This window comes from Bacteroides sp. OM05-10AA, from assembly GCF_003439055.1.
GTDB lineage: Bacteria > Bacteroidota > Bacteroidia > Bacteroidales > Bacteroidaceae > Bacteroides > Bacteroides intestinigallinarum.
This window is the reverse complement of sequence record NZ_QSUR01000009.1, coordinates 83,477-106,241: the sequence shown is the minus strand read 5'-3', so window position 1 is coordinate 106,241 and position 22,765 is coordinate 83,477. Positions and strand designations below refer to the sequence as shown.

The 22,765-nt window shown below is 42.6% G+C and carries 18 protein-coding genes; 3 read left to right on the top strand and 15 right to left on the bottom strand.

Features of this window, described 5'->3' with window-relative positions; translation table 11 throughout:
- Nucleotides 1-9: 9 nt before the first annotated feature.
- From DXB58_RS08920 to DXB58_RS08870, 9 genes are all read right to left on the bottom strand, one after another.
- On the bottom strand, nt 10-1,215 hold the full coding sequence (locus DXB58_RS08920) for an ABC transporter permease (protein ID WP_122136584.1): 1,206 nt from the start codon (nt 1,213-1,215) through the stop codon (nt 10-12).
- Nucleotides 1,216-1,353: 138 nt separating this feature from the next.
- Entirely contained in the window at nt 1,354-1,998 is a 645-nt protein-coding gene (locus tag DXB58_RS08915) for an ATP-binding cassette domain-containing protein (protein ID WP_117937237.1), read from the bottom strand.
- A 20-nt stretch (nt 1,999-2,018) separates the two neighbouring features.
- Complete coding sequence (locus DXB58_RS08910) at nt 2,019-3,566, bottom strand: DUF4836 family protein (RefSeq protein ID WP_122136647.1); 1,548 nt, start codon at nt 3,564-3,566, stop codon at nt 2,019-2,021.
- Between the two features lie 51 nt (nt 3,567-3,617).
- On the bottom strand, nt 3,618-4,316 hold the full coding sequence (locus DXB58_RS08905) for a 16S rRNA (uracil(1498)-N(3))-methyltransferase (RefSeq protein ID WP_117937239.1): 699 nt from the start codon (nt 4,314-4,316) through the stop codon (nt 3,618-3,620).
- A gap of 8 nt (nt 4,317-4,324) precedes the next feature.
- Nucleotides 4,325-4,918 carry a bifunctional nuclease family protein gene (locus DXB58_RS08900; protein WP_008775488.1) on the bottom strand — a complete coding sequence of 198 codons (594 nt, stop codon included), beginning with the start codon at nt 4,916-4,918 and terminating at the stop codon, nt 4,325-4,327.
- Nucleotides 4,919-4,931: 13 nt separating this feature from the next.
- Nucleotides 4,932-6,182 (bottom strand): nucleoside permease, encoded by a 1,251-nt coding sequence (locus DXB58_RS08895; protein WP_008775489.1) that lies wholly within the window; start codon nt 6,180-6,182, stop codon nt 4,932-4,934.
- A gap of 408 nt (nt 6,183-6,590) precedes the next feature.
- A complete protein-coding gene (locus tag DXB58_RS08880) occupies nt 6,591-7,769 on the bottom strand; it encodes a class I SAM-dependent rRNA methyltransferase (protein ID WP_122136583.1) in 1,179 nt (392 codons plus the stop codon).
- A gap of 63 nt (nt 7,770-7,832) precedes the next feature.
- Entirely contained in the window at nt 7,833-8,492 is a 660-nt protein-coding gene (locus tag DXB58_RS08875; RefSeq protein ID WP_008775492.1) for a 3'-5' exonuclease, read from the bottom strand.
- Between the two features lie 2 nt (nt 8,493-8,494).
- Nucleotides 8,495-9,160, bottom strand: a complete 666-nt coding sequence (locus DXB58_RS08870; RefSeq protein ID WP_004304614.1) for a DUF5063 domain-containing protein — start codon at nt 9,158-9,160, stop codon at nt 8,495-8,497.
- A gap of 125 nt (nt 9,161-9,285) precedes the next feature.
- Here DXB58_RS08870 and DXB58_RS08865 point away from each other — a divergent pair, with 125 nt between their 5' ends.
- Genes DXB58_RS08865 through trxB form a run of 3 tightly spaced genes read left to right on the top strand, consistent with a single transcriptional unit; the run spans nt 9,286 to nt 13,429 of the window.
- On the top strand, nt 9,286-11,778 hold the full coding sequence (locus DXB58_RS08865) for a DNA translocase FtsK (protein ID WP_009000538.1): 2,493 nt from the start codon (nt 9,286-9,288) through the stop codon (nt 11,776-11,778).
- 19 nt (nt 11,779-11,797) lie between these two features.
- Nucleotides 11,798-12,442, top strand: a complete 645-nt coding sequence (locus tag DXB58_RS08860; RefSeq protein WP_122136582.1) for a LolA-like putative outer membrane lipoprotein chaperone — start codon at nt 11,798-11,800, stop codon at nt 12,440-12,442.
- Nucleotides 12,443-12,478: 36 nt separating this feature from the next.
- Nucleotides 12,479-13,429 carry a thioredoxin-disulfide reductase gene (gene trxB, locus DXB58_RS08855; protein WP_004301820.1) on the top strand — a complete coding sequence of 317 codons (951 nt, stop codon included), beginning with the start codon at nt 12,479-12,481 and terminating at the stop codon, nt 13,427-13,429.
- A gap of 289 nt (nt 13,430-13,718) precedes the next feature.
- On the opposite strand, the gene DXB58_RS08850 is transcribed toward trxB, so the two are convergent.
- The 6 genes from DXB58_RS08850 to DXB58_RS08825 form a co-directional block, all read right to left on the bottom strand.
- Nucleotides 13,719-16,148 (bottom strand): beta-N-acetylhexosaminidase, encoded by a 2,430-nt coding sequence (locus tag DXB58_RS08850; protein WP_122136581.1) that lies wholly within the window; start codon nt 16,146-16,148, stop codon nt 13,719-13,721.
- Nucleotides 16,149-16,306: 158 nt separating this feature from the next.
- Nucleotides 16,307-17,596 carry a thioredoxin domain-containing protein gene (locus tag DXB58_RS08845; RefSeq protein WP_122136580.1) on the bottom strand — a complete coding sequence of 430 codons (1,290 nt, stop codon included), beginning with the start codon at nt 17,594-17,596 and terminating at the stop codon, nt 16,307-16,309.
- A 19-nt stretch (nt 17,597-17,615) separates the two neighbouring features.
- A complete protein-coding gene (locus DXB58_RS08840) occupies nt 17,616-18,776 on the bottom strand; it encodes an aspartyl protease family protein (protein WP_199487936.1) in 1,161 nt (386 codons plus the stop codon).
- A 1-nt stretch (nt 18,777) separates the two neighbouring features.
- On the bottom strand, nt 18,778-19,920 hold the full coding sequence (locus DXB58_RS08835; protein WP_122136578.1) for an aspartyl protease family protein: 1,143 nt from the start codon (nt 19,918-19,920) through the stop codon (nt 18,778-18,780).
- 9 nt (nt 19,921-19,929) lie between these two features.
- Nucleotides 19,930-21,636 (bottom strand): S8 family serine peptidase, encoded by a 1,707-nt coding sequence (locus DXB58_RS08830; protein ID WP_122136577.1) that lies wholly within the window; start codon nt 21,634-21,636, stop codon nt 19,930-19,932.
- Nucleotides 21,637-21,666: 30 nt separating this feature from the next.
- Entirely contained in the window at nt 21,667-22,671 is a 1,005-nt protein-coding gene (locus DXB58_RS08825; RefSeq protein ID WP_122136576.1) for a peroxiredoxin, read from the bottom strand.
- Nucleotides 22,672-22,765: the final 94 nt, after the last annotated feature.

The following is a 22,765-nucleotide window of genomic DNA, read 5'->3' as shown; positions in this document are numbered from 1 at the left end:
ATTCTACATCTATGATTTGTGCATCCAAATCGAAAGCACTTTCCTTTTTACTGCCAGTATGTTAATCACCGATACAACGATAAATAATAGAATACCCATACTGATTGCTGCCCATAATGATCCGGTTTCCAGTTGTGGGAATAGCAAGCGGATGCTGTCTATGTAATAACTGCGCAACCAGGAGACTAATCCGATGGATAATACAAGCACAATAACGTTCAATCCTACCGTGAGCAACTGATAAGGCAATGCTACCTTGTTGGGACTGTATCCGATTAGTAATAGACTTTCCAGCTTGGTCGTATTCTTTTGTAAAAGCAGGAAGATGCTCAACATCAGTATATAGAATGAAAGGATACTGATAAATAAACCCACTCCCAATACAATACCTACGATAAGACGGAGGAAATAAGTTGTTTTTCCGGCATCCAGCTTACCATCTTCCGTTTCATATCCTTTCTTCTGAAAATAACTGGCGATGGCGGAATCTGCCGGATTGCTAACCTCGATAATCAACCGTGCCGGTTGGGCTTCTGCATTCGGTGCAAAATTCTCATTAGCCCATTTCATAAAGGACTGGGGAACAAGAATCGTATTCAGACGATTGGAAAAGCCGACAATGTTTCCTTTGTACTGTTCCACCCGTCCGTTGCCACGCATCATAATATCCATTTGAATCAGACTCATTAACCCTTCCGATAGTTTGGGGAGGCTGCGGCTTTGCGCAAAACCGAAGTTGTAAAGGTTCAGATAGTTGCGCGGAATGATAATGGGGATGGTATGTGTGTTTTCATCGAAATGCCATTTATCGAGTTTGATGTCGACAAACTCATCGGGAACAGACTCAAAAAACATATCTGTGGAAAGATGAATACCGGCTTCCTTCATTCCCAATCCTGCTGAAACTTTGAATTGAGAAGGAGTGAAAGCTCCTATTGTTTTGGTAAACGGTTGCTTTTTCAGATCCGCAATTTCTTCGGCAGAGAATGTATTACTCTTTCCTGCAAAAGAACCGAGAGCACTGATTTTCTTTGTAGCTATGATGAAATCCTTTTTCATAAAGCTGTCTCCTTCGGTGAATACCGGAATGACATCTTTATAAAACTGTACGCTAAGCAATACAATCATCATGCCGAATAGGTTGGCTAAAAAGAAACCGGCTAATTGACCGATACTGATATGTTGGCGGAGAAGCTTCCAGACAAGGGTATTCATTGTTTTATACTTAATAATTTTAATACGGAATATTTAGGCACGGATTACACGGATTTCACGGTTTAAGATTTATAGGAAAACAGCGTAATCCGTGTAATCCGTGCCTAAATACTTTATGATAATACATAGCCAATTCTTTTATAAGCTGAGAATATGTTGATAAGGCAGACCGATATGTTTACCGATGGAAGTGGCGATCACTCCGGCTCCTTGTGCCTTTGCTTCGGCGATGATAAGTTCACCCATGATGCGGCTGTTATCATCGTCCAGGTGGCTGATCGGTTCATCCAGAAATAAAAAGTCGAACGGCTGGCAGAGCGCCCGGATAAAGGCGACGCGCTGTTGCTGTCCGAAAGATAGCTTGCCGGCTTTCACATTTATTTTATCTGCGATCCCCAGTTGTTCGAAGAACGATATGATTTCTTTTTTCTTTTTGCATCCGGTGAGGTTATTCTTCAATTGCACATTTTCAAGAGCGCTAAGTTCGGTGAAGATGCGTAAATCTTGAAAAAGCATACTTAGTGAATGCTTTCGCAGGTCGACCCATTGCTTCACGGAGTATGCTTTGATATTGGTTTCATCGAAATTAATAATCCCCTGATAGTCGTTGCGGTAGCCATAGATATAGCTGCACAACGAAGATTTGCCGGTGCCGGAAGCAGCTTCAATCAGATACATTTCTCCTTTCCGGAAGAAAAGATCCTGATGCCATACGTCCGAAGTCACCGAATTACGGTCAGCAAACACTTGGGGAAGTGTTTGCTGTAAGTGAATACTATTCATACCGTTGGTTTATACATTTATTACATGCCGGCAAATTGCTTGGCAAAGTCTACAATTTGTTTGAGGGCATTTACATCTTTGTCTTTCAGGCAGAGGTCGATCTCGCTGACTTCCCCTTCCGAACTCATGGACAGGTAAGAAACCTTGTTGGCCAGTTTGATATATGTCTTAGCTTCCTGTCCTCCGAAACCTGCTACCATTTTAACGATAGGCAGATCGAGGATTGCTTCGGCATTGATTGCTATAAATAGGCTCTTTCCCTTCATATCCGATGCATAAGGAGCATCTTTGACTGATTTGTCGGCAGCTTTACCTACGTTTTTGTAGAGTAACTCATCATTGGTTGCATACATTTGTTTATCCTTGATGCCGAAGAATATATTCATGCCTCTTGTCTTGTAGACATATTCGTCTTTGCCAAGTTGCATGATATCTTCCCCTCTCTTCAATCCCAATGATTCCTTGTTCTTGTAAATCATTTCAAGAGCATTGCCGTTCTTCACGTCAGCGTACATCATGAAAGTGGGAGCACTGCTCATCGTTACGTTGATTAATCCTGCAGAAATATCACCATTGAACGAGCTGAACAACTCTTTTACTTCGTCTGCCTTAGCGATAGATACTGTGTTGCGGAATTCCTTGTTTTCGCTCAACAGGTTATACAGTTCGCCTCCTTTTACGCCTACGTTGAAGAACATCAGGGTAGAAGCCGGGAAGTATTTAACGAAAGTATTGTTCGCTTTTCCAACAGATTCCATTTGTTTTTTCAGGAGAGCTTTCACTGCTTCGTTTTCAGTATAGTTTTCTGTTTTGAGGGCAATCTTTCCTTTTTCAAAGTTCAGTCCTCCTATCAGAGTGATGTCTTCCGCTTTCACTTCGGTAGGTAATCCCATGGTTATCTGATCGCGGTAGGTTGAAGGAATAGCTGTCATGGAAGCAAAGAAGTTAATATCACTTTTCTGTTTCTCCATTTTCTGGAAAGCTCCTGATTTCACGATACTATTGCTTGCTGTCTGTTTCAACAAATTAGTAATGGCTTCTTTGGCTTTATCAGTTTGAGTTGTTCCGCTGACATTGACTACCAATATAGTAGAACTATTGAAAACAAGCAAACCGCTGTTCATCGTTGTAAAACTGTAACCGTCAGCTTCGCCTACCGGTTGACAGATCTGTTCTTTTGCCATCACGTCGAGTGATGCATGTAATTTATCTTCATTGTTCACTTTACCTACAACAGTGGGATAAGGGAAAGAAGATGAAGAGAACACATAGAATGGAGATTCAACATCGATTCCCGATTCGCCCGGATTCTTCATAACCTTTTCCAGTTGTTGGAATGTGGCCGCATTCATTCCGCTTTTCAGTGCTTCCAGTACTTTTTGTTTAGCAGCTTCATTCTCTTTATCATCCAATCCCGCTTTGCTTGCGAGGGATTTAAGATTGATAGAGGCAACTACCGAAGCGTCAGCCGGTATCACATTTGTATATTCCGATGTTTTGGAACATGCTGCCAGAAAAACAATCAGTACTGCCAGTACCGAGAGTCGTGAAATCGTTTTCTTTGCCATACTTATGTTATTTAAAAGTGGTATAATCATTGATTCAGACATTTACTGCTGTTATTGATTTTGCAGATTCAGCGTGTGGCAGGCCACCAATGCCGCTGTTTCTGTACGGAGCCGTGATTTGCCGAGACTAATCGGTACGAATCCCCGTTCGATGGCCTTCTTCACTTCTTCTTCACTGAAATCTCCCTCGGGACCTATCAGAACAAGGGCGTCTTCTCCTGGTTTCAGAACATTCTTCAATAGAGGTTTCTCCCCTTCGTAACAGTGGGCGATAAACTTCTGTCCTTTAAACTCCTGCCTGATGAACTGATCGAACTCGATCATTTCGTTCAACTTTGGCAGTCGTGCCTTGAGAGATTGTTTGATGGCTGATATCAGAATCTTTTCAATCCGTTCGGTCTTGATGACTTTACGTTCCGAGAAACGGCAGTTGAGGAAAGTCAGTTCGTCAAAACCTATTTCGGTAGCTTTCTCTGCAAACCATTCGTTGCGGTCCATATTCTTCGTCGGTGCCATGGCAATGTGTAAATGGCACGGCCATAACGGTTCCTGAAAAATGGTTTCTTTGATGTTTACGAAACAACGTTTGTTGGTTGCAACAGTAATTTCAGCTTTGTAGAAGTTACCCTTACCGTCGGTAAGCGTGATTTCGTCTCCGATACTTAGCCGCAGAACACGGATGCAGTGTTGCGCTTCCTCTTCGGGAAGCTCGTTGCTTTTCTGTATATCTGGAGTATAAAATACGTGCATAATATTATTTACTGATTTTTATTTCTTGAATTGATTTGATCGCGTATCTGCGCGGCTAACTCGTAATTCTCATCTTTAATAGCCTGTTCCAGTGCTTCTTCAAGCGTTCTGGAAGTAGCACCGGGCAAATCATGTTCTTCTTCAGCCCCTTCGTCGTTGTCCGTTTCTTCAGAACGGTTTCTTTCTTCTGACGACATGTGAAGACATTCCTGTTCAAGAATAGATTCATAAATAAGAATCGGGCAGTCGGCACGCACTGCCAGGGCAACTGCGTCTGAAGTCCGTGCGTCAATGCGTATAATCTCTTCGTCTTTTTTGAGGTAAATATAGGAGTAGAAAATACCATCCTTTGCTTTGTAAATTAATACACGTATCAGGCTGGCTCCCAGTATAGTAAGACTTGTTATAAATAAATCATGTGTCAACGGACGGGGAGTTTTCACTCCTTTCAGATATAAAGCGGTAGCCTGGGCTTCCGCCGGACCGATGATGATAGGCAGTTGCCTTTCACCGTCCACTTCGCCTAATAGCATAGCAAACGCGCCTACTTGCGCCTGGCTGTTCGTGATATTTATAACTTGTAATTCTACCTTTTTGTCCATCGTTCTCTTTTACTTAATTTGTTTTACTCTCCTGCTGGTGTTTGTACTTGAATACCAAGGCAAACAGAATGCCGATTACCAGCGCATAAGCGGCAAAGATCAGCCAAATGTTCATCCATTCGCGACTCACCAGTCTGCCGTCGGCATATACAGAGAATGCATCAACTACCGCACCGCTGGCATATCCGCCCATGATGGCTCCCAATCCGTTAGTCATCATAAAGAACAAGCCCTGTGCACTGGCACGGATAGAAGATTTGGCTTCTTGTTCAACAAACAACGAACCGGAAATGTTGAAGAAATCAAAAGCCATACCATAAACAATCATGGAAAGGATCAGCATCCATAGTCCTGATCCCGGATCTCCAAAACCGAACAGGCCGAACCGGAACACCCAAGCGAACATACTGATTAGCATGACTTGTTTGATTCCGAAATGACGCAGGAAGAAAGGTATGGCAAGAATAAACAATGTTTCGGACATCTGTGAAATGGATAACAGGATGACTGAATGTTTCACTCCGAAAGAATCTGCATATTCAGGGATGCTGGCAAAACTGCTTAGGAAAAGGTCGCCGTAAGTATTCGTAATCTGCAATGCTGCACCTAGAAGCATGGAGAAAAGGAAGAAAATAGCCATTTTCTTTTTCTTGAATAACACCAGCGCATCCAGTCCGAAAGCGGAGAGCCATGATTTGTTTTCAGATTTAGCCGGTCGACAGGCCGGGAGGGTAAATGAATAAAGTCCGAGTAGCAATGCGGAAGCACCGCCTACATAAAGTTGCGCACTTGAATTCTTGAATCCGGTAAGGTCGACAGCCCACATGGCACAAATAAAACCGATTGTTCCCCATACGCGGATAGGAGGGAAGTCTTTAATCAGGTCACATTTGTATTGTTCCAGTGCGTTGTACGATACCGTGTTGGCGAGGGATAAGGTGGGCATATATACCAACAGGTTGAGTAACATGGCCCAATACATCTGGTCGTATCCCGTTGCGGTGGAAGCGTAGAAGAGACATCCTGCTCCTGCAATATGGCAAAGTCCGTATAAACGTTCTGCATTAAACCATTTATCGGCAATAATACCGATAATACCCGGCATTACCAAAGAGGCAATCCCCATGGTGGCGAAAATGGCTCCGATTTGTCCTCCTTCAAAATGGAGTTCTCTTCCCATATAGCCACCTAGTGATATTAACCATGACCCCCATACAAAGAATTGCAGGAAGTTCATAATAATCAAACGAACTTTTATACTCATGACTTTTTTAATTTGTGTTTCTCTTCACATTCATAAACCTTGCAAATATAATATTTTCGTTGAATAGGTGGATAAGTAATTTGATAAAAAGGGGATAAAAATGGCATAAATGCGAAGAAAAGATGAGATTTGGGTGTGAAAAAACAAATGGAGGGGGTACAAAAAAAAGAAGGCTATCTATCCCAGACAGCCAATCTTTGTTAACCTTAAATCTAATACCATGAAAAACACAGTGCAAAGATATAGGGTTTATGTTATACAACATAATGTTTTCTCGAAAATCTTCTGTTTGTTAACTCTAATTAACTTTGAATCTTCCGTTTTTCTGTTACTGCCCTCTCTAATCAGCCATACTTCCGGAGAAATGCCTGATATCCGAATGGAAACTTGGCTCCGGCAGCTTGCCGGTTATTCTACGTAGAGCACCAATCCTTTCAGATATTCTCCTTCGGGATGATAGATGTTTACCGGATGGTCGGCCGGTTGAGTCAGCTGGTGTAGAATACGTACGCTACGCCCTGACATGGCTGCTGCGGTAAATACGGCAGTACGGAAATTGTCTTTGCTTACCACTTGCGAACAAGAGAAAGTAAACAGGATACCGCCCGGTTTGATTTTCTCGAATGCTTTGGCGTTCAGTTTACGATAACCTTGCAAAGCATTCCGCAGTGCATCTTTATGTTTGGCGAATGCGGGCGGATCAAGGATGATTAAATCATACTGGTCGCCCATGCGGTCGAGATATTTGAAAGCATCCTCGGCAAACGCCTCGTGGCGGGAATCACCGGGGAAGTTTAATTCCACGTTTTTGTTAGTCAGATCAATTGCTTTGGCTGAACTGTCGACAGAGTGCACGAGTTTCGCACCTCCGCGCATGGCGTAGAATGAGAATCCACCGGTGTAGCAGAACATATTCAGTACCGAACGGTCTTTGGCGTAACGTTCCAGCAAAGAACGGTTTTCACGCTGATCTACAAAGAATCCGGTCTTCTGACCTTTCAGCCAGTCTACATGGAACTTCAAACCATATTCTTGTGCGATATTATCACTGCTTCCTCCTTTCAGAAAACCGTTTTCGGGGAAAAGGTCTGCCTTAAAAGGAAGAGTTGTTTCTGATTTATAATAGATATTTTCGATCTTGTCACCCATTACTTCGGATAAAGCTTCGGCAATTGCCATGCGGTCTACATGCATTCCTGCAGAGTGTGCCTGCATAACAGCGGTTTTGGCATAAACGTCAATCACCAGTCCGGGGAGATTGTCTCCTTCACCGTGAACGAGACGGTAAGTGTTGTTGATTGGATTAGTGGCGATGCCGATACTGCGACGCATATCGTATGCAATTTCCAGTTTGCGTTTCCAAAAATCGTGATCGATAGGTTCCTGGCGGAAAGACAGTACGCGCACAGCAATACTTCCGATCTGGAAATGTCCTTCGGCAATAAATTCTTTTTTTGAGGTGTACACTTCTACAACTTCACCTTCATCGGGCTCTCCGTCAAAACGAGCGATAGCACCGGAAAAAATCCAGGGGTGGAATCTCTTAAGAGAATCTTCTTTACCAGGTTTGAGATATACTTTATGCATAATGTAGTCTTTCCTCAACCCTCTCCCAAGGGGGAGGGCTTCAGATCGTTTTATTATTGGTTATTAATCACTTATTTTATTACTTATCACTTCTTCCGCGGGAGAGACAGTAGCAGTCAGCGGAGAAACCTCCCAATCTCCCGTCTGTTTCAGTTCTTGCAACAGATTGTAGATATTGAGGCATGCCCATGCATCGGTAGCAGCGTATTGTTTCTGTCCGTCACTTAATACATCAGCTTCCCAGTTGGACAAGCGTTGTGATTTGGATATTTTTTCTTTGAATAAGATGGCGTAAATCTTTTGCAGACTTTTGTCCTGTATTCCGAATTGACGCACATAGTCCTGTAATTCGATACAGCTTTGTTGGGTGAAAGGTGCACGTTTGTGCAGCATCATAAAGTCGTCTTTCAGTGAAAGTCCCACTTTGATTACAGCCGGATTTTCTAACAAGTCAACCAATGGCTGGGTCAATCCCGTCATATTGAGCCGGAATAAGAAACAGCATTCTTCGGAAGAAATCTGGAGAAGTGCTACTTTGTGCGATTGTCCTTTGGTAAAGGAAGGGCGAGTTTCGCTGTCGATACCTATCACTGCTCTGGATTGGAGGTAAGCTACTGCTTTTTCCGTTTCAGCTTCCGACTGGATAACATAAATACGTCCCGGAAAGACTGTTTTCGGGAGTTCTTTTAGTTCATCTTTATCTATGGTTCTTCTTACAATCATTTCTATTTTAATTCATCATCGTGGCAATGGCAACCGTCTTCGTGACAGTGGCAATCATCATCGTGGCAATGACAGCCATCTTCTTCACAACAATCGTTGTCGTCGCTTGGTTCGTAAAATCCTTCTTCATTACCTACTTCCTCTTCTTCTTCCTCCTGGTTGTATTTCACGTCGTGAAGGGCACGAAGTGTGTTTACCAGTTTCTGTCCCCACAGTGTACCGAAGTTTTCCTGGCAGATGGCCAATGAATCATTCATTGTTTCGTTCAGTCCCAGTTGGAAGACAAATATGAAATCTTTAATATCCTGATAAATGTCGGCCAGGTCTTCCGATATAGACTTCTTGATAGGCTGGTCGCTATACACCATATCTTGCACGAATACGTCCAGATAATCATCCTTGTCAGCCATCAATCCGGAAAGGTTGATACGCAGAATTTCGTAAATCTCTTCTGTGACATACGTTTCAAGTGCTTCGTCCCCGATAGTCTCACATTTGGGCAGCATAGATGCTTTGAGATAGAGTAGGGGGAGTATTTTTAATGATGTATCAACGAAAGTGCTACGCTTCATGCGTTCGGCACGTTCGAGAAATGCACAAAATTCGGCAGCTACCGTTACGAACTCAATTACGTTTTTATCAAATATCGTTTGGCTTTCTTTTTCCATGATCTATATTGATTTGAAACGCAAAGGTAAGAAAAAGGATTGAATGAGCGTAGTGCTCGTTATTTTTTTATTATTTTTGCAGCTTAGAATCTCATTCCTGTTTTATAAAAAAGAATTAAAGACTCATGGCAAAGAAGAAATTAGATAAGGAGGCGGAACGTACTCCCTCTTCCCCCAGTAAAATTGTGGCTGTATTTAAGAATGAAACCATTCATTTTGTAATCGGATTGATGCTGGTCATCTTTTCCGTTTACCTGTTGTTGGCTTTTTCTTCCTTCTTCTTCACGGGGGCTGCCGATCAAAGTATTATTGATAGTGGCAGTTCGGCAGATTTGGCGGCTGTTAATAATCAGGTGAAGAATTATGCAGGTTCACGCGGAGCGCAGTTGGCCAGTTATCTGATTAATGACTGTTTCGGTGTTTCCTCTTTCTTCATACTTGTTTTCCTGGCAGTGGCAGGATTGAAGTTGATGCGTGTACGTGTTGTACGTTTGTGGAAGTGGTTTATCGGCTGCACACTCTTGCTGGTCTGGTTCTCCGTATTCTTCGGATTTGCCTTTATGGATCATTATCAGGATTCCTTCATTTATTTGGGAGGTATGCACGGATATAATGTCAGTCGTTGGCTGATCTCGCAAGTTGGAGTACCCGGTGTGTGGATGATCCTGTTGATAACGGCTATCTGTTTCTTCATATATATAAGTGCACGTACCGTCATCTGGTTGCGTAAACTCTTCGCATTGAGTTTCCTGAAACGCGAAAAGAAAGAAGAAAAGGAGAATGTTCCGGAAGGAGAAGGCGATCCGGAATTTACGACTTCCCAACCGCAAGAAGTGGAGTTTAATTTGAAACGGACGTATAAACAGACACCTCCTCCGGCACCAGTGATGGATATTCAGGCTGAAGAACCTGAAGACGACTTTCCTATTAATAAACCGGAAAAGGAAGATACTTCCGTATCTGACGAGAGTGAAGGAGTGACTATGGTATTTGAACCGACTGTTTCCAATCCTGCTCCTATTGTGCAGGAAGACTCTTTGGAAGAGGCGGAACCTGGATTTGAGGTGGAACCGGCAGCTTCGGAAGAAGAATACCAGGGACCTGAACTCGAACCGTATAATCCTACTAAAGATTTGGAAAACTACCGTTTCCCGACTATCGATTTGATGAAGCATTTTGAAAATGATGATCCGACGATTGACATGGACGAGCAGAATGCAAATAAAGACCGCATCATCAATACATTGCGCAGCTTCGGAATCGAAATCAGTACGATTAAAGCAACCGTGGGACCTACGGTAACTCTATATGAAATTACTCCGGAACAGGGAGTACGTATTTCTAAAATCCGTGGTTTGGAAGATGATATCGCATTGAGCCTTTCCGCTGATGGTATCCGTATTATTGCTCCGATACCGGGTAAAGGAACCATCGGTATTGAAGTTCCGAACAAGAATCCGAAGATTGTTTCCGGACAGAGTGTGATCGGAAGCAAGAAATTCCAGGAATCCAAATATGACTTGCCTATTGTATTGGGTAAGACGATCACGAACGAAGTCTTTATGTTCGACCTTTGCAAGATGCCGCACGTATTGGTGGCAGGTGCAACCGGTCAGGGTAAATCGGTCGGTTTGAATGCCATTATCACTTCCTTATTATATAAGAAGCATCCGGCAGAATTGAAGTTTGTGCTGGTCGATCCGAAGAAAGTGGAATTCAGTATCTATTCGGTGATTGAAAATCACTTCCTTGCCAAACTTCCTGATGGAGGTGAACCGATTATTACGGACGTAACGAAAGTAGTGCAAACCCTGAACTCTGTTTGTGTGGAGATGGATACCCGTTATGACCTTTTGAAGATGGCACATGTGCGTAATATCAAAGAATATAACGAGAAATTTATCAACCGCCGCCTGAATCCGGAAAAGGGACATAAGTTTATGCCGTATATCGTAGTGGTGATTGACGAGTTCGGAGATTTGATTATGACCGCCGGTAAGGAAGTGGAACTTCCGATTGCCCGTATTGCACAGTTGGCGCGTGCTGTCGGCATCCACATGATTATCGCTACACAGCGTCCGACTACTAATATTATTACAGGTACGATCAAAGCCAACTTCCCTGCACGTATTGCATTCCGTGTATCTGCCATGATGGACTCCCGTACCATTCTCGACCGTCCGGGTGCTAACCGTTTGATTGGTAAGGGTGATATGCTCTTCTTGCAGGGAGCCGATCCGGTGCGTGTGCAGTGTGCCTTTATCGATACGCCGGAAGTGGAAGAAATTACGAAATTCATTGCCCGTCAGCAAAGTTATCCTACTCCGTTTTTCCTGCCAGAGTTCGTGAGTGAAGATGGTGGCAGTGAAGTCGGAGATATTGATATGGGACGTCTTGATCCGTTGTTCGAAGATGCAGCCCGACTGGTGGTGATCCATCAGCAAGGTTCCACTTCGTTAATTCAGCGTAAATTCGCTATCGGTTACAACCGTGCCGGACGTATTATGGACCAACTCGAAAAAGCGGGAATCGTAGGCCCTACCCAGGGAAGCAAGGCGCGCGATGTCTTGTGCATGGATGATAACGATCTTGAAATGCGATTGAACAATTTACAGTAACCGTTCGTTTATTAATCAAATGAGAAAGTACATTTTTAGTGTTTTAATAGCTTTACTGTCTTTGCCTGTGATTGCCCAACAACAGTCGCAGGCTAAAGTCATTCTTGACAAGACGGCAGAGGCGTTTCGTAAAGCAGGTGGTGTAAAGGCTGATTTTACTGTAAAGGCTGTGACGAACGGTCTGGTAGAAGGTGCAGAAAATGGAACGATTCAGTTGAAAGGAGAGAAATTCGTACTGAAAACGTCGGATATCATCACTTGGTTTGATGGAAAAACGCAGTGGAGTTATGTGACAAAGAATGATGAAGTGAACGTCAGCAATCCGACACAGGAAGAGTTGCAGCAGATTAATCCGTATACGTTTCTATATATGTATCAGAAAGGATTCTCTTATAAGCTGGGAGCAACCGGGACGTATCGTGGAAAAGCCGTTTGGGAAGTCGTTTTGACTGCCAAGGATAAGAAACAGGAGTTGGAACGTATCACTCTTTTTGTGACGAAGGATACTTACGAACCTTTGTATATTTTGCTTCAACAGCGTGGTCAGCAGACGCGTAATGAGATAACCATTACAAGTTATCAGACTAAGCAGAATTATGCGGATCAGGTTTTTACGTTTGATAAGAAACAATACCCCAATGCGGAGGTAATAGATTTGAGATAATATACGTTTATAACAAAACGATAAAGATAAATTAAAATGGCAGAAATAGAAAAAGTGAAATGCCTGATTATAGGTTCAGGACCTGCCGGATATACGGCAGCGATTTATGCAGGACGTGCAAATTTATGTCCGGTGCTTTATGAAGGATTGCAACCGGGTGGGCAGTTGACTACTACTACGGATGTGGAGAACTTCCCCGGTTATCCGGAAGGAATCAGTGGTCCGCAGTTGATGGAAGACTTGCGTGCACAGGCGAGCCGTTTCGGAACAGATGTTCGTTTCGGTATTGCTACGGCGGCCGATTTGAGCAAAGCCCCTTATAAAATAACAATCGATGGTGATAAGGTTATTGAAACAGAATCATTGATTATTGCTACCGGAGCTACTGCTAAATATCTAGGACTGGAAGATGAAAAGAAATATGCCGGAATGGGGGTAAGTGCTTGCGCCACTTGTGACGGATTTTTCTATCGCAAGAAAGTAGTTGCCGTAGTCGGTGGTGGTGATACAGCTTGTGAAGAAGCTGTTTATCTTGCCGGACTTGCATCCAAAGTATATCTGATTGTCCGCAAACCTTTCTTGCGTGCATCGAAGATTATGCAGGAACGAGTAATGAACCACGAGAAAATAGAAGTTCTTTTTGAACACAACGCGGTTGGTTTGTTTGGCGACAATGGGGTAGAAGGTGTAAACCTGGTGAAACGTTGGGGCGAACCGGATGAAGAACGTTACAGCTTGCCTATCGACGGTTTCTTCCTGGCTATCGGACATCAGCCGAATACTGAAATCTTTAAAGAATACGTTGATACGGACGAAGTGGGTTATATCATCACGGAAGGTGATAGTCCCCGTACAAAAGTTCCCGGAGTTTTTGCGGCAGGAGATGTTGCCGATCCGCATTATCGTCAGGCTATTACGGCTGCGGGAAGTGGTTGCAAAGCTGCTTTGGAAGCAGAACGTTATCTTTCTGCCAAAGGACTCATTTAATCCGGTTTATATCCGATCATAGGAGGGTATTAAAACCCTTATAAATATAAAAATCACCCACGCTAGAGTTTAATCTGTAGCGTGGGTGATTTTGTAGAGGAAGGTGTGCCATAATGAATAATAAAACGCAGATTAACGCAAATTATCGCAGAAATAATTTTATAAGTCGTTGATTAATATATCAATATAATTGAAATAATCTGCGATAATTTGCGTTAATCTGCGTTTTGACACTCTCTTATTTTATAAGCTCAAAGCTCCTCGAACAATATTGATCGATTGTCTTTGGTTAATACGCTTCTATTTCATCTATCCATAATTCAGCAGGAATGACTTCCGGCCCGTTATTCTTTTCAAAGTTGACACCATTATGCAGTGTGCCGCCATTCTTGATTTTGACTTTCAGGAATGTAGTCTGTGCCGGTTCAAATTCGATGGAATCGGTGAATGCAATTCTTCCTGTTTCCGGATAATCGTGTTTCAAAGCTTTTTCGGCTATCCGTGTGTATTGCTTGCCGTCTGCTGATACTTCTACGGCAACTCCTCCTGCAGGAAGAATTCTCATGGCAGGATTGAATAAAGAACCGAAAATAACTTTGCTGACTTGTGTCGGTTTATCCAGATGAACGATAAATTCCAAGTCCTTACCCTCCACGATGCCGAAACTACACCACGGAGTATAAGAAGCGTTATTGCCTCGTTTGCCATTGGTCAGTCCAAAGGTGGTTTTGTCAGCTCCTAATACATCGTTTTCATCGAATATATCGCCTGTCCATCCCATCGTATAATTAACCGTATAGGGCTTTCCTGTCAATAAATTGCCATACAGTGGCTTGTGAGCTACTTTGCCCAACATCTTTCCGTCTTTGAAAGCAGCGGCTTTCAGGTCGATATTACCTTCAAGAACGAAAGGCTTTTCATATAAGACGGACGCTTTGGTCGGTTCGCTGCCATCCGTTGTATACCGGATTTCCGCATTCGGGTAGAAACTTTCCAGCAATACCATTAAAGGACCGTTTTCATCTGCGTGCGTATTTATATTTACGTCATAGAAGTTGAGACAAGGTTGGGTGTTCATAACTTTCAAACGTTCAAATTCAGTCACCATCCGTTCGCAGAAATTCTTCCAGTCTTTGTTTACGTTTTGTGTCCAGGCCGTTTCGGCGATAGCCATTGCACGCGGGAAAGCCTGGTAGTCTGTACGTTCTGAAGTCTGCATATATTCTCTCCAGATATTACCTTGTATTCCGATGATATGCTTCTTGGCAAGCTCGTCAGCGTCGTCCGGAACAGGGTTATAGCTATATGTTTTCTTCAAGGTATTGTATCCGCCAATAGTAGTCGGAGCAATTTCCGGCTCTTCCTGGTAGTAGTCCAGATATACATAAGGATTCGGAGTCATGATGGCATTATGCCCTGCTTTGGCTGCGTTCATACCGCCTTCTACACCGCGCCATGACATAACAGTTGCATTGGGAGCCAGACCACCTTCGAGAATTTCATCCCAGCCGATGATGTTTTTACCTTTGCTATTCAGGTATTTCTCCATACGGGTAACGAAATAGCTTTGCAACTTATCTTCTTTGCTGTGCTTTATTCCGTCTATCTTACTGGGAGCCGTATCATCTTTCAATCCTAACTGACGGATTAACTGCTGGCAGAAAGCACTATTCTTCCATGCTGTCTTGGGACATTCGTCGCCACCGATGTGAATGTATTCGCTGGGGAATAATTCTATTACTTCATCCATCACTCCTTCAAAGAATTTGAAAGTCGTTTCACTCGGGCAGAATACCTGTTCGAATACTCCCCAGGTAGGAGATACCTTGTAAGTTTGTGTAGAGTCGCATGACAATTCCGGATAGGCGGCAAGTGCAGCCAATGCATGTCCCGGCATTTCTATTTCGGGAACAACATTGATATATTTACTTGCAGCATAAGCCACTACATCTTTGATTTGCTCCTGTGTATAATAACCTCCATGTTCTTTTCCGTCGAATACTTGCGGATAGTTTACATAGTAATAGTCTACTAATGTCTTTTCACGCTGGGAACCGATTTCCGTCAATTTGGGATATTTCTTAATCTCGATTCTCCATCCCTGATCGTCTGTCAAATGCCAGTGGAAGACATTCATCTTGTTTATAGCCAGTAAGTCGATAAACTTGTAAATGTAGTCAATCGGTACATAATGGCGGCAAACATCCAACATGAGTCCGCGATGAACAAAACGGGGTGAATCTTCAATTTCTACGGCAGGAACCGACCAGTCAGCTTTCTTATCCAACTGCTTTCCGTAAATTGCCGGAGGGAGTAACTGATAAAGAGTCTGCACTCCATAAAAGAACCCGTTCGGTTGGGAAGCGGTGAGCGTAATGAGACTGGGAGTAACCGACAATTTATAACCTTCTTTCGGCATACCTTCCTGTACAACAAAAGAGATCGCTGTTTTTCCGTCTGTATTTTCAGCTTCTTTCAAGGAAATTCCTGCTGTCAGTTTTAGTTGTCCGGCCAGGCTGTCGGCAATGCTTTTTACTTCCGGAGCATCCGAAGGAACTACGAGGCAGACTTTGTTGTTTAGTTCAAAGCGTCCTTCCTGTGGAAGAATCTGGTTGGGTTTGGGAACGATGTTGTACTCGTTCGCCGCTTCTTTTGTCTTTTGGCAACTGGGGGCGATCATTAGCAAGGACAAAAGAAGAAGAGAAATACTTTTCTTCATGGTCAAAATGTGTGTTAAGTTATAAATAGATTTGACAGGACAAATGTACTTGTTTATATGATAAGTTCCAATAATATGGAAATAAAAAAAGCCGGAATGATGTCCGGCTTTTAGCTAAAGTTTCAGATTAATGTAGTTATATAATTAAGAGAGAGTTTTTATTTCAGTAGTTGCTCTTCGATGATTTGTACGTACTTCTCCGGAGTAGCTCCGACTTCAATAATCGGTTTGCCGCCTGCAGGTATGAAGAATAAGGTAGGCAATGCCTGCACACCGAAGTGATTACATAAATCCTTTTCCTTGTCTGCATTAACTTTGTAGAATACAACTTTACCTTTATATTTTTCAGCCAGCTTTTCCATTTCCGGAAGTAAGCGCATGCAAGGTCCACACCAAGTTGCCCAGAAATCAATCACAACCGGTTTGTCGCCATTATAAACGAACTCATTCCCGTTTCTGTAGTCGAAGATGTGTTCGAGGAAGAATTGGCGGGTAATCGGATTCAGTTTGCCGTCTTCCACTTTAGTTTCCGTTACTTTAGCTTCCGCTTCCGGTATGGGAACCATGTCAAATGGCTGGAAGTAAATTTTCTGATGAATATAGTCGATGGATATGATTCCGTAGTCCAGTATCTTTTTGCCTAATACGGAGCGTTTCAAGTACGGGTTCTTCACTGCCATGGCATCTTCAATCTTTGTTTTTACAAACATGGTTTCCGGTAAGATGAGGCTTTCCTCTTCTTGAGTGGTTTCTTTATATCCATTGGAAACTTTTTGGTTGGTTCCTTTGGTATATTGTGCGCTCCATGTATTGAAATCTTTTTCGGTAAGGTTCACCAATCCTTCGCTCCATGTGTCCAGAACAAGAGAAACAGGTTTTCCCTGAATGGATACCGGACATACGATTCCTAATCCTGTAATCAGCTCAAAGTTCTCCCGATAGTTTAATTTCATGTAAGAAGGACGGTAGGGCTGCGTAATGGTGAGCTTTTTCCGTTGCATATCAATGGTCAGAACAGAAGTGCGGAAAATAGCACCGCTTAATACACCCATCACTCCCAGCTTGCGTAGATACGGTTCGTCTTCCAAAGTGAAAGCCGGAAGATCGTTGTTAAACGTGTTGTTGCCAATAGCAACAGTTGCCATTTCATATACTTTTCCGACGGGCACTTGTTTGAATACAAAATCTTGATAAGAACTAAAAGTGCCGTTCTTCCCCGTGTCGATGCGTAACTTCTTGAGAGCTTCAGGAAGCAGGGCGTTATGTCCTGACAGATCGAGGACAAAGTCTGCCACTTCGCCATTGATGGCGGCTTCTACGATAATCTTTCCATCAATGGTTTTGAATGGAATGACCTCTGTCATACTGTTCTGTGTCTGTGCACTGATTCCTCCGGCAATACAAAATGCAAGTAGACAGAGATACATCTTTGTTATTATTCGCTTCATATCTTTTTCTGTTTAAAGTTCATTTCTCTTTCCTGATTTCAATCTTTTTCTCTTGATTGTCTTTCTTGACAATAATATAACCGGTATCACCGGGAATGGCTTTCATGATATCTTCCACGGCCATTTGGCTCATGGGACAATCGTCCAGAGAAGTACCGTTGATGTTAATCACCTGGTCGCCGAAAGCAACTTTATCTTTCATGCTGTCCCAGATCGTTGTAATTTCGAATCTGTCATTGCGTGGCAGAATACTCACGTTCCAGAGAGCGGGAGCACCGCCCATGTCGGTTTTTCCTTCTTCAAACGGGAAGAAGTAGAACCGTCTGCGCATATAATCGATAATCACTTTACCGTATTCCAGTAAATCCACCCCGATGATACTTCCATTCATTACTGTGGTCGTACTACCCACATTCGTGAATTCTTTCCCCATGATGTTGATAGGAGGAACAGTCACCTTCTTTATATCCACCGGCTTGCCCAGACCTGTTATTCCGGCAGCTACGATACCATATCCATGGTTAGTCACTTTTGAAATGTCAGACAGTCTCTCATAATCTTCTGTAGAATAAAGCAGAAAGCCATCTGCACCTGTATCGAACAGAACCTTGAAGTCATTGTCCCCTAAGCGGACATTGACGATGGAATGATGCTCCGTCTCATCCAACAGTGGAATTCCATCCGTTACTTTTAGTCCTTCAGGACGATACGGATAATTGATAACCATTATTTTAGAACGGGAATCGAATGTGACTACCGACTGTGCGAAAGCGTCTCCCCCAAGAATACCGACAACTCCTAGTCCGGCGAAGAATGGATTCTTAGGCAGCACCATTGTCTTCAACTGCTTGATTTTATAGTCTTTCCCGATAGAAACATTCTGTACATGTGCTTCCTGATAATTGGAGCCTTGTGCATTCACATCGGAGATGCGCGTATATCCTGCGGCAGTAGCTTTCATTTCCGTTGCGGCATCATACATAGTTCCGGTTCTTCCTCCCGTATCAATGATATATTTCACTTTTATACCGTTAACAGTGACGGGGATAATGATTTTCTCTTGTATAAATTCATAAGGAATGGTGTCGCAAACCTTATTCCGGATTTGCGCTGCCATTCTTTGTCCGCAGTTTAGAAATAACAGCAGCCATAAGCCGGTCAGTATTCCTATTCTTTTCATATTATTCTTTTTCATAGATAATATCCTTCACTCCGGAAGCTGTCTCAATCGTCAGCTTCGTCTTCTTTTTCTCTTTCAATTCAGGAATTCCGTTCAGAATACTTTCGCAGAAGTCATATTTTTTAGCAGGTTTACCATTGATTTTAATCACCTTGTCTCCGACTGCTATCTTACCTTTCGTACTACTCCATACGGTAGATACAAACAAATCTCCGTCTTTGACCGTCAAGTCAAAATTGTTACTTTGATTGTTTATTTCATTGTCCGGTTGAAATGCTTCGAAATAGAATCTTCCGCGTGGATAGTCGATGGTCACTTTACCGTATTGCAACAGTTTGACACCCAATAATGTGTAAGGGTGATTGTTGGTACTGGTTGTTACATTACGGAATTTGGTGGCTCCGACTGATAATAATGGAATACGAACCCTGTAAGAGGAAGCCTTGTCTGCTTGGCCGGATACTCCGATACTCCCTTCTCCATACCCCTCGGAAACCACTTCCATAGAGGCTTCCGGTTTGATTTTTTCAAAATCGCTTTCGATAAGTGATAACAGGCTGGGACTACCTGTATCAAATAATACGTTGATATTGCTGACCGGAGCTATTTGTATGCTGACGATCGGCATACCGCCTCCTTTGGTGAAATTCAACATCTTTCGTAAAGACACCGTCGATGGTTTTTCAGCAGAGGTAACTATGATATTTTTGGTTTGCGAATCAATCGTGACAATGGTGCTTGCGAATAAATCACTGCCGATGATACCGTCTACTCCAAAACATTCCCAGCCTTTTACCTCATCAATGACCAGTGACGGAGCATTTTTGAAGTTAATGACATGGTCGGGAGTCGTCAGATTCTCTATCCGGGTAGTTTTATAATAGCTTTCCACGTTATTCACATCCGTTACTTTAGTCGAGTCGGTGGCTGCCAGTTGCAGTGCTTGGCAGGCTTGGGTCGTGAGTGCCGTACGTCCTCCCGTATCAAAAATGAAAGGACGTGCTGTGCCGTTCACTTTCATTTCGATAATCATCTTTTCACCTACCATCTGGTAAGGTATAGTTGCCTTATATTGTTGGGCGAATACAGGAACCGCCATGCAAAAGGCGACGACGATTCCTATCATACGAGTTGTGTACTTCATAAGCTAATTTTATTTGCTGACTTTTTCTGCTTCCAAAATTGCCTGATAAGCGTTTACAATACCTCCGGAAATACACAAATCATCGAAAAGGAACAAGTCTTGTGAAGGACTGTCGTTTACGCGGATTCCTTTTTCCACTTCCACTCCTTTGCGTGAAGTGACGCTTTTCAGTAGTATGTCACGGATTTGTGAGCCGGTTAATTTAGGGAAATATGATTTCACCAAGGCAGCTACACCGGCTACAGTAGCCGATGCCATTCCTTCACCTGTACCTTTTTGGTACGTATCACCCATATAGGATGAATAAATATCTGTTCCCGGTGCATACAGATCGAGAGCAGTTGCACCGTAATTGGTGTTCAGTACCGGATTTCCATTCTTATCTGAAGAAGCAACCACCATAAAATTGGTAAGTTCTCCGTCTTTTCTCATCTTCCGGTTAGGGAAGAATTCATCTTTATCCATGTCTACTGACAGATCCCAAACCGGAACTATTACCAATGCTCCTTTCTTTTCAGCTTCTTTCAGTGCATCTGCTACCCATTGTCTCTGTTCTTCCGGGTATAATGAATTTTGTTCCGGCAATAAAATAACATCCGCTCCGTGGTTTACTGCATACCGGATGGCCAGTGCCATATCTTTTAAATAAGGTTCTCCTTCTCCCGGATGAATACGTAAAGTCATAATTTCTGCATTATCGGCAATACCGTTACTTCCGACACCGTTGTCGCGTTTGGCGGCGATCACTCCCGCTTTCATAACTCCTGTTGCTGCATCAGATGTCAACAGTACATTATTGCCATATTGTGTGTCGTTAATATCCAGAGGATTATCACCTACAATTTCTTTCCGGTTATCAGTTCCGTATTTTTTTAAAGCATCTTCATAGGACGTTTTGGCTGTTTCCACACTTTTTTTCCCCATTCTTTGGTATACGAGATCCCATTTGTCCGTTTGGTAAATGCTGAATGAATAAGCGGTAAAAACAAAAGCGATTTCAGAAAGGCTGTCTCTTTCTGCCTTAGGATCATAGCAGCTCTGGAAATCATCGACAGTCAGCTCTTTTCCGGGGAAACGCTTTTTCATGTCCTTATCGAATTTCTCAATATATTCTTCAATGACATAAGAGAGTTGCAGGCCACCGTATGAACCTCCGATTCTGGATTCAGGCATTACCTTATAACGATAATAACTATATTCTTCCATATTTTCCGGTGCAGGTACTTCCTGACGTTTTCCGTTAATGATTTTATAATATTTTTTTCCGTCAAAGATATAATCCGCATATTTATCTTTCAGACGGAAAAATTCACGTTCTCCTTCGCGTGTCAGAGATTCCATGACTTGACCGTCTTTACCACCGATGAAATTCCAACCATTGATGTCGTCTATCAAACCATTCTTGTCATCGTCTTTCTGGTTCAGCTTTTCTTTGGGATTCACCCAGATAGCCTGTTTCAGATCTTCGTGTTCTACGTCCATTCCTGTTCCGATCAATGCAACAACCGGTCTTTTTTTAGCTTTCTTCTTGTTGGCTTTCAGATACTCGTAAGCCTTGTTCACTTCAGCACCATATACACTGTCTTTGTTGAAAGAACAGTTAAACCAGTCCAGTTCGGATTGTTTCTTTTGTGTTTCTGCTTCTTGTTTTACTAACTGTGCCGATGCTGTAATGCTGATAAAACAGCATATAATAGGAAATATAAGTTTCTTCATTGTTGATGAGTTATAATTTATACAATCTAGTTATTTTCTTATTTTTAAAATAGCTTCGCGCACCTGTTCCCCCCGGACATTACGTGCAGCGAGTTTACCTTCTTTGTCAATGACAACAAGGAAAGGGATGGAGTAGAAACCGTAAGCAGCCTGAATAGCGCTTGGAGTCTTGCTGTTTTTGGGAAATCCTGTTTTATCCCATAGCATCACCCACGGCAGTTTTTCTTCATCCAGCATTTTTCTCCATTTTGCTTCGCTGTCATCCAACGAAACACTGATGAATTCTAAATCATCCGCTTTCAGTTCATTGTATATTGTCAGCATGCTACGCATTTCTTTGCGACAGGGACCACACCAGGAAGCACAAAAATCCAATACGACAATTTTCCCACGGAAATCTTTCAGACTTACATTTTTTCCGTTGGCATTTATGAATGTAAAGTCGGGACATTCTGCATTGATAATTTGATGGGAGAGGACCTCTACCCGGTTTACCAACCATTTGGCAACGAAAGACGTCCGTTCATTTTCCGGTATCATATCCAGCAACATTTTGTTGGAGTAGTAATCATTAACATTGGCCAGATAAGCCAGTGCGGCTGCCATGCCGGGAGTCAGTTTCCCTTTGACAGAAGCAGAAATCGTAGCTATATCCGGATCTTTTTCTGTAGGCATATAGTTTTGTAAAGTCAGAAATGAATCGATGCCGGTGAATGAGAGCGAACTTTGTTCGGGGTTCTTTTCATCAAAAAAACCATTAATGCTTACAGGAACGTTTTCGAAGTATATGTTTTGTTCCGTATTTCCAATATATAATGTGTATACATCAGGTGAAATTTCTTTTTTTTCGGTTTCGAATACTCCATTTTGGCTAATAGGACAACTTAAAATGAGGTTCCCATTCAAATCCTTAACTTGCAAAGTGGTTGGTTTGAGTAGTCTCAACTTTCCTTTGAATTGTAGTCCGCCGTCGCTCCATAGAGGAGTGGTGCTGCATAAGAGCAATAATATCAGTGAGAGTCTTATTAATTTCATGATTTGGAGTTTATAATATATCGTAAATTCTAAATATCTTTATTCTTATTTTATCTATCCTTTAATAAAACGACTAACTTAATCGCTATGGAAG

Coding starts and splice junctions, on each gene's coding strand:
- DXB58_RS08880 (WP_122136583.1), bottom strand. CDS start 7,769: ATGCATAAAGTATATCTCAAACCTGGTAAAGAAGATTCTCTTAAGAGA.
- DXB58_RS08915 (WP_117937237.1), bottom strand. CDS start 1,998: ATGAATAGTATTCACTTACAGCAAACACTTCCCCAAGTGTTTGCTGAC.
- DXB58_RS08875 (WP_008775492.1), bottom strand. CDS start 8,492: ATGATTGTAAGAAGAACCATAGATAAAGATGAACTAAAAGAACTCCCG.
- DXB58_RS08865 (WP_009000538.1), top strand. CDS start 9,286: ATGGCAAAGAAGAAATTAGATAAGGAGGCGGAACGTACTCCCTCTTCC.
- DXB58_RS08910 (WP_122136647.1), bottom strand. CDS start 3,566: ATGGCAAAGAAAACGATTTCACGACTCTCGGTACTGGCAGTACTGATT.
- DXB58_RS08835 (WP_122136578.1), bottom strand. CDS start 19,920: ATGAAGTACACAACTCGTATGATAGGAATCGTCGTCGCCTTTTGCATG.
- DXB58_RS08845 (WP_122136580.1), bottom strand. CDS start 17,596: ATGAAGCGAATAATAACAAAGATGTATCTCTGTCTACTTGCATTTTGT.
- DXB58_RS08905 (WP_117937239.1), bottom strand. CDS start 4,316: ATGCACGTATTTTATACTCCAGATATACAGAAAAGCAACGAGCTTCCC.
- DXB58_RS08860 (WP_122136582.1), top strand. CDS start 11,798: ATGAGAAAGTACATTTTTAGTGTTTTAATAGCTTTACTGTCTTTGCCT.
- DXB58_RS08900 (WP_008775488.1), bottom strand. CDS start 4,918: ATGGACAAAAAGGTAGAATTACAAGTTATAAATATCACGAACAGCCAG.
- DXB58_RS08830 (WP_122136577.1), bottom strand. CDS start 21,636: ATGAAGAAACTTATATTTCCTATTATATGCTGTTTTATCAGCATTACA.
- DXB58_RS08920 (WP_122136584.1), bottom strand. CDS start 1,215: ATGAATACCCTTGTCTGGAAGCTTCTCCGCCAACATATCAGTATCGGT.
- trxB (WP_004301820.1), top strand. CDS start 12,479: ATGGCAGAAATAGAAAAAGTGAAATGCCTGATTATAGGTTCAGGACCT.
- DXB58_RS08840 (WP_199487936.1), bottom strand. CDS start 18,776: ATGAAAAGAATAGGAATACTGACCGGCTTATGGCTGCTGTTATTTCTA.
- DXB58_RS08850 (WP_122136581.1), bottom strand. CDS start 16,148: ATGAAGAAAAGTATTTCTCTTCTTCTTTTGTCCTTGCTAATGATCGCC.
- DXB58_RS08825 (WP_122136576.1), bottom strand. CDS start 22,671: ATGAAATTAATAAGACTCTCACTGATATTATTGCTCTTATGCAGCACC.
- DXB58_RS08895 (WP_008775489.1), bottom strand. CDS start 6,182: ATGAGTATAAAAGTTCGTTTGATTATTATGAACTTCCTGCAATTCTTT.
- DXB58_RS08870 (WP_004304614.1), bottom strand. CDS start 9,160: ATGGAAAAAGAAAGCCAAACGATATTTGATAAAAACGTAATTGAGTTC.